Source organism: Cytobacillus firmus NBRC 15306 (assembly GCF_001591465.1).
GTDB lineage: Bacteria > Bacillota > Bacilli > Bacillales > Cytobacillaceae > Cytobacillus > Cytobacillus firmus.
This window is the reverse complement of the sequence record NZ_BCUY01000134.1, coordinates 1-6,290: the sequence shown is the minus strand read 5'-3', so window position 1 is coordinate 6,290 and position 6,290 is coordinate 1. Positions and strand designations below refer to the sequence as shown.

Annotated in this window: 7 protein-coding genes; 1 reads left to right on the top strand and 6 read right to left on the bottom strand. The window is 37.2% G+C overall.

Features of this window, described 5'->3' with window-relative positions:
• Positions 1-54: 54 nt before the first annotated feature.
• Entirely contained in the window at positions 55-345 is a 291-nt protein-coding gene (locus BFI01S_RS20580) for a DUF1294 domain-containing protein (protein WP_235831246.1), read from the top strand.
• Positions 346-445: 100 nt separating this feature from the next.
• Here BFI01S_RS20580 and BFI01S_RS20575 read toward each other — a convergent pair whose 3' ends face one another.
• From BFI01S_RS20575 to BFI01S_RS20550, 6 genes are all read right to left on the bottom strand, one after another.
• Positions 446-2,575 carry a heavy metal translocating P-type ATPase gene (locus tag BFI01S_RS20575; RefSeq protein ID WP_061794256.1) on the bottom strand — a complete coding sequence of 710 codons (2,130 nt, stop codon included), beginning with the start codon at positions 2,573-2,575 and terminating at the stop codon, positions 446-448.
• Entirely contained in the window at positions 2,568-2,936 is a 369-nt protein-coding gene (locus BFI01S_RS20570) for an ArsR/SmtB family transcription factor (RefSeq protein WP_061794255.1), read from the bottom strand. The genes BFI01S_RS20575 and BFI01S_RS20570 overlap by 8 nt, the downstream gene beginning before the upstream one ends.
• Before the next feature lie 274 nt (positions 2,937-3,210).
• Positions 3,211-3,411: a hypothetical protein gene (locus BFI01S_RS20565; protein ID WP_061794254.1), complete on the bottom strand. Its 201-nt coding sequence runs from the start codon at positions 3,409-3,411 to the stop codon at positions 3,211-3,213.
• Positions 3,408-4,163, bottom strand: a complete 756-nt coding sequence (gene istB, locus BFI01S_RS20560) for an IS21-like element helper ATPase IstB (protein WP_061794253.1) — start codon at positions 4,161-4,163, stop codon at positions 3,408-3,410. The genes BFI01S_RS20565 and istB overlap by 4 nt, the downstream gene beginning before the upstream one ends.
• Positions 4,160-5,701 carry an IS21 family transposase gene (istA, locus tag BFI01S_RS20555; protein ID WP_061794252.1) on the bottom strand — a complete coding sequence of 514 codons (1,542 nt, stop codon included), beginning with the start codon at positions 5,699-5,701 and terminating at the stop codon, positions 4,160-4,162. The genes istB and istA overlap by 4 nt, the downstream gene beginning before the upstream one ends.
• 318 nt (positions 5,702-6,019) lie before the next feature.
• The coding region (locus BFI01S_RS20550) for a hypothetical protein (RefSeq protein ID WP_218008340.1) at positions 6,020-6,290 on the bottom strand (271 nt) is incomplete at its 5' end.

Here is a 6,290-nt window from a genome sequence, read left to right as displayed (position 1 = left end):
CTCCTTTACATAATTCAAATAATTGAGATTTAAAGGAATAAGATGGAGGTTAATTTGGAATTGATTTTTCTTGTATTTGTATACTTATTTTTCATTAATACTGTTGGTATGGTATTGATGTACCTAGATAAAAAAAAGGCTATCAAAGGGGAGTGGAGAATTAAAGAAAAAACATTATTTAAAATTGCGTTGTTGGGTGGCTCTGTTGGAATTTTGCTAGGCGGCCAGCAATTTCGGCATAAAACCCACCATAATTCATTCAAATATGGAATTCCGGTTATCATTACATTCCAAATCGCATTGATCATCTTTGCCATTTATTTCTTTCAAAATAACCCCATTTGATGAGAGGACATAAAATGCAATTCACCAATAATCCCCAAAACTAAATAATGGTTTTATCATAAAAAGGGATAACGTTCTGCTATCCCTTTTACATATGATTCTATTCTTTTACTTTTAGCAATCGTAAACTGTTTAATGTTACAAGTAACGTTGCTCCCATATCAGCAAATATCGCTATCCATAGTGTTAACCAACCGGGCATGACTAACAGTAATGCCACTAATTTAATCGCTAAAGAGAAGGTAATGTTTTGCTTGATGATTGTTAAAGCCTTACGGCTTAATTTTATTGTATATGGTAATCTACTCAAATCATCAGACATTAATGCGATGTCAGCCGTTTCTAAAGCTGTATCAGTTCCAGCACCACCCATCGCTACACCAACGGTAGATGCTGCAAGTGCTGGAGCATCGTTCACGCCATCTCCGACCATTCCCACACTTTGATGTTTTTCTCGAAGTTCTTTAATGAAATTCAACTTATCCTCTGGAAGTAAATCAGCTTTAATATCAGAAACACCAATTTGTTTTCCAATTGCACTTGCAGTTCTTTGATTATCACCTGTAAGCATTACTGTTTCAATTCCAATATTATTCAATTTACCGATGACTTCTTTTGATGTTTCCCTAATTTCATCAGCTACAGCAATTAACGAAAGAATCTCTTTTTTCGTTCCTAGCACCATCACGGTTTTTCCTTGGGTCTGCATTTCTGTAATCTTTTGTTTTCTATCACTTTCAATGCTTCCATGCAATTCTTCAAAAAGTGCTGGGCTTCCGACATAATACATTTCGTTATTTACTTTGGCTTTTACACCTTTACCCGTAATGGATTGGAAGTCTTCAATCATTACATCATTAAAGTCTGAACCATTTTCTTCTGCTTTTCTCATAATTGCTGAAGCAAGTGGATGCTGCGATCCTTTTTCAATGGCTGCTGTTATGGTCATTAATTCATTTTCATTTCCACCATATGTCACAATGTCTGTTACAGCAGGAATCCCTTTTGTTAATGTTCCTGTTTTATCAAAGGCAATCGCTTTTAAGTGTCCTGCTTCTTCTAAATGGATACCACCTTTAATTAAAACACCATTTTTCGCTGCATTTCCTATTGCTGTAACAACAGCAACTGGAGTTGAGACTACTAAGGCACAAGGACAACCAACCACTAATACAGCTAATCCTTGATAAATCCATTGGCTCCAGTCTCCCCCAAATAATGGTGGAACTACCGCAATTAAAAGAGCTAGTATCACAATAGCTGGTGTATAGTATTTTGCAAATTTATCGACAAACGCTTGAGAAGGGGCCCGTTCTGCTTGAGCTTCTTCTACCAAGTGAATGATTTTTGAAAGAGTAGTATCTTCAACTCGTTTTGTTACTTTAACCTCAAGTAACCCTTCTTCATTCAAGGTTCCTGCAAATACTTCATCATCTGTGGTTTTCATTACTGGAACACTTTCACCTGTAATCGCAGCCTGATTTAATGTCGATGTACCTTTAACCACTACTCCATCCATTGCTAACTTTTGACCGGGCTTAACAATCATGATGTCTCCAACTTGAATATCATCAACATGAATCATCATTTCTTCATTGCCACGTCGAATTAACGCTTCTTTTGGGGCAATATCCATTAAAGATTCAATAGATTGACGTGCTTTATCCATTGAATAACGCTCTAATGCTTCACTAATCGCAAATAGGATAACAACGGTTGCCCCTTCACCCCATTCACCAATGATTGCAGCTCCTATAATGGCAATAGTCATAAGCGTATTCATATCGAAATTTAATCTGCTTAGATTTTTGAGACCTTTAATGAATAACGAATATCCACCGATTAAAATGGACGCTGCATAACCAATTGTCGGTAGAACATGCTCCTCACCATACTGCTCTCCTAAGAACCAGCTAACTACAAGTAAAAGAGCTGATATATATACCTTAATGTTTTCTTTCTGCTTCCAAAAAGGTTCTCGTTCTACCCTTTGTTCTTTTTCATCTCGAATTTTTAAATTTTCAAATGCTCCTGCTTTTTCTAATTCTTCAATTGTTGTCGTCCCTTTAACATAAACTTTAGATGCTCCGAAGTTTACTTTCGCATCCTGAACACCGGGAAGTTCTTTAACATTATTTTCAAAAATGGCTGCACAGTTAGTACAAGTAAATCCTTGAACACGATAGGCTTTCATTTCTTCTTCAGCAAGTTTTGCTTTCTCACTAGACATTGCTCTTCACCTCTTTCTTATGTGCTAATGCAATCATCATAATTTGTCTGATATGCTCATCATCTAATGAATAAAATGCCAGTTTGCCTTCTTTTCTAAATTTCACAACCCCCTGTTTATGAAGGAAGCGTAAATGATGAGAAGCATTTGCAACTGTAACACCTACTATATTTGCGATGTCACACACACATAGTTCTTCATCTTGACACAAAGCATAGGTAATTTTTGCTCTATTTTCATCTGCAATAGCTTTTAACATTTGGGCAACACTAACAATGTCAATTGCTTGTAAATCCCCTTGTATTCGATTGACTTTTTCTTCATCATAACAATAAATCTCACAGGTATCTTTTTTATTCATTATCTCACTCCATTCTCATTCAAGTGTTCATTTGATTATAGTATACTTCATTTAACCAAAAACATTCAAGTATATATTTGAATGAAATTAAAATAGGAATTTGTATAATTCTAACTCCTGATTGAGTATTGCGGATAGAATGAGCCGGCTGTGCGGAGTTTTGAGCCACTGTTTGCGGACAACAGAGCCAGTGAATGCGGAGGAGAGAGCCACTGTCTATTAAAGGGGAACAGCCATTGAAATGGTTTTATCCTAATTTCAATGGCTGCTGATTCTATCTAAATCGTTTATCTTCTAATTGTTCGTCTATAATCTCAATTGCCCAACGGACAAGTTCATCAAAATCTAAATCACCTTCCTCGTCCCATATACAAGTAGTTAGTAACCTATCTTCTATTTTCATCATTACTTCTTCCGGTAAATATCTGTGAAAGAAATACTTAGCTACACGGTTTTCAACTTCTGTTGGGATCATCTTCCCACCACCAAACCATGACGTTCTCTCATTGATACTTCACCATCGACTAGAATCTTATAGGAATCATGCACTATGCGGTCAAGAATCGCATCTGCTATCTGCGCTTGTCCCAACTTAGAGTGCCACCCTTCCGGTGAGAATTGGGAACAGAATATAGTAGAAGTCCTCTTTATTCTTGATTCAATAATTTCTAAGACGTGAAGGGCATGCTCCTCCGAGAGCTCAGTTAATAGCCATTCATCAAGTATTAATAGATCGATTTTCTTATATTTTTGGATGATTTTACGGAAGCTACCATCGGCTTCATACTTTGCGACAGCTAGTTCATCAAGCAATTCTGGCAATCTGATATACTTTACATTGTAAAATTGGCGACAGGCATGAATGCCAAAGGCATTGGATATCCACGTTTTTCCGTTCCCTGATGCACCCATTAAAATAATGTTATGGTGGTTTTGTATATAATTCCCTGTCGCTAGCTCCAATATTAGTTTTTTGTCTAAGTTACGATCAGGATGATACTCTATGTCTTCAATAGCTGCCATAGGATCTTCGAAGTTTGCCTGTTTAATCAACCGTTCCAATCTATTTGATTTTCGACGGTCAAACTCATAGTCTACTAAAAGATTAAATCGATCATCGAAATCCATATCTTGATAGTCTTTGTTCTGGCTTTGTTGCTGATATAATTCTGCCATTGCACCCATTTTCATTTCGGTTAATTTACGTAATGTTTCTTGGTTCATCATTTTTTGTCCTCTCCAAAGTATTTAGCGCCACGGGTAAAGCCATGGTTATTATTATTGATTCGATGATTATCAACATTAGATTTTTGCTCACGCTTTTTTCGCCTATCCAATATCCCTTTTAACACGGGAATGGTCGGATTTGTTGATATTTCAAGCAATTTATGTGTTGCGGTCTCGAGTTCATCCCTTGTATGCTTGGCTGATAAATTCCTTAAAGCACTAAGGATGTTTAATGCCTTCTTTTCCGCATTCGTTTCTAGGATATAAGAGACAAACCGCACCATGGAGGGCCCAATTGTTTCTGCCCATTTACGATTGTTTTCAGGGTTATGCTCAAGGTATAGTCTATGATTATCTGGCATGTGATCCCTATTCGTAGAAAACTGTCCAACTTCTCCCATTAACCGTTTATGGGATGCAATTCGCGCTTCCTTAAAGTAAACTTCAATTAGGTCAGTGGTCAGCCGAACATCGACTTGTTCACGGACATAATCATATGGGACGGAATAATACATTCGTTCAATTTGGATGTGGTAGTTCAATTGAACTTTTGCTGTTTTCCATTCCGCAAGTTTGTAACGTGTTTGAGGAAGCTGTTGAAGGTGGGATTTCTCTTCTTCCTCAAACACCTTTTTACGTGAGCCGGGACGTTTCTGAAAATCAATCGTATTGATTTCTTCCAGCTTTTCATGGATTCTTTGATTTAAATCCTCTATGTGAAAACATTGATAGTTTCTTAACGAGGCGATGATCTGTCGTGAAATGTACCCAACGGTACCTTCGACACTAGCCTTATCCCTTGGTTTTCGAACCCGGCTAGGCACGACGACTATACGATAGTAATCTGCCATTTCTCGATAGGCTTCATTAAGGAGTGGTTCGACTCGTAATGGCTTAATAACCCCCGTTTTTAGATTATCTGGAACCAAAGTTTCAGGAACACCACCAAAATATTCGAATGCATGGATATGGGCCAGAAGCCAGTTTGGTGACTTCATATCGAAAAACGCCTCCACGTAACTTAACTGGCTGTATGGCAAAGCCGCAATGAAAACATATGCCGGAATCTTTTCACCAGTGAAACGATCAATAATATGCAGTGTGGATCCTGCCCAATCCACTTCCATGATTTCACCCGGTTTTCTGCGAATTGGCATCGTTAATTTATATTTTTTCGCGTACTTCCCATAATTTTCACAAAAAGTCCTGTAGGCATAGGGGACTTTTCCACCCTCGCGAGCATCTACCGCATACTCATGATGCAATAAAGCCAAGGTGACATTCTTTTTTTGCAGCTCCTTATGCACCTTCTCCCAGTCAACCGGGAAGTACCCCTTTTCGCTAGCCTGTTTCTCCGGAAAAAGAAATTCCTCCAACCATCGATTAGTCATGGTATCGTTCAAGCTTTCTATCCCCAGCTTCTTGGCACGCCGAATGACTTCGGCGACTGTATTCCTAGAGTGACCGGCACTAGAACTGATTGTTCTTTGACTGATCTTATCAAAATACAGTTCAAGAATTTTACGACAATTAACCATAAAAAAACCTCCTGTATAATATTGTCATGCATTTTTGCATGCAATTTTTATTATACAAGAGGTTATTTGTTTTATCGTGCCGGCTCTAATTCCGCAGATAACGGCTCACTCTTCCGCATTGACTGGCTCAAAACTCCGCACATGTGGCTCAATTCATATGCAATAATCATCCTGATGTTCGTTTTTTTTAACTAACCTTTCTTAGCATAAAATTAAATCCACAATTTATTTATAAAAACAAAAAAACAAGCTATTCATTATAGCTTGTTTTCTATGAGTTTTTGGGTTCAACTATCCTCTAATTCCTTAGATTTTAAATCAACTAAAGGATACAATTTTTTTATTATTCTGATCAGCAACTTCCTTACGCAATTTATTGTTTTCAATTTCTAATTTTTGAATATCCTTTTGTCTATCTTCTATTTGTTGGATAAGACGTTTATTTTCAGCTTCTAACTTTTCTATATATAATTTCATTTCGAAGCTGTCAACTACTTTCTGTCTTAATCCATCTATATACATGGAAAGCTCCCCTTTTTCACTTTTGAGCTTTTTAGTCCTATTTATATACAAAATGTCTTCTTTTTCC

Coding starts and splice junctions, on each gene's coding strand:
- BFI01S_RS20575 (WP_061794256.1), bottom strand. CDS start 2,575: ATGTCTAGTGAGAAAGCAAAACTTGCTGAAGAAGAAATGAAAGCCTAT.
- BFI01S_RS20570 (WP_061794255.1), bottom strand. CDS start 2,936: ATGAATAAAAAAGATACCTGTGAGATTTATTGTTATGATGAAGAAAAA.
- BFI01S_RS20565 (WP_061794254.1), bottom strand. CDS start 3,411: ATGATCCCAACAGAAGTTGAAAACCGTGTAGCTAAGTATTTCTTTCAC.
- istB (WP_061794253.1), bottom strand. CDS start 4,163: ATGATGAACCAAGAAACATTACGTAAATTAACCGAAATGAAAATGGGT.
- istA (WP_061794252.1), bottom strand. CDS start 5,701: ATGGTTAATTGTCGTAAAATTCTTGAACTGTATTTTGATAAGATCAGT.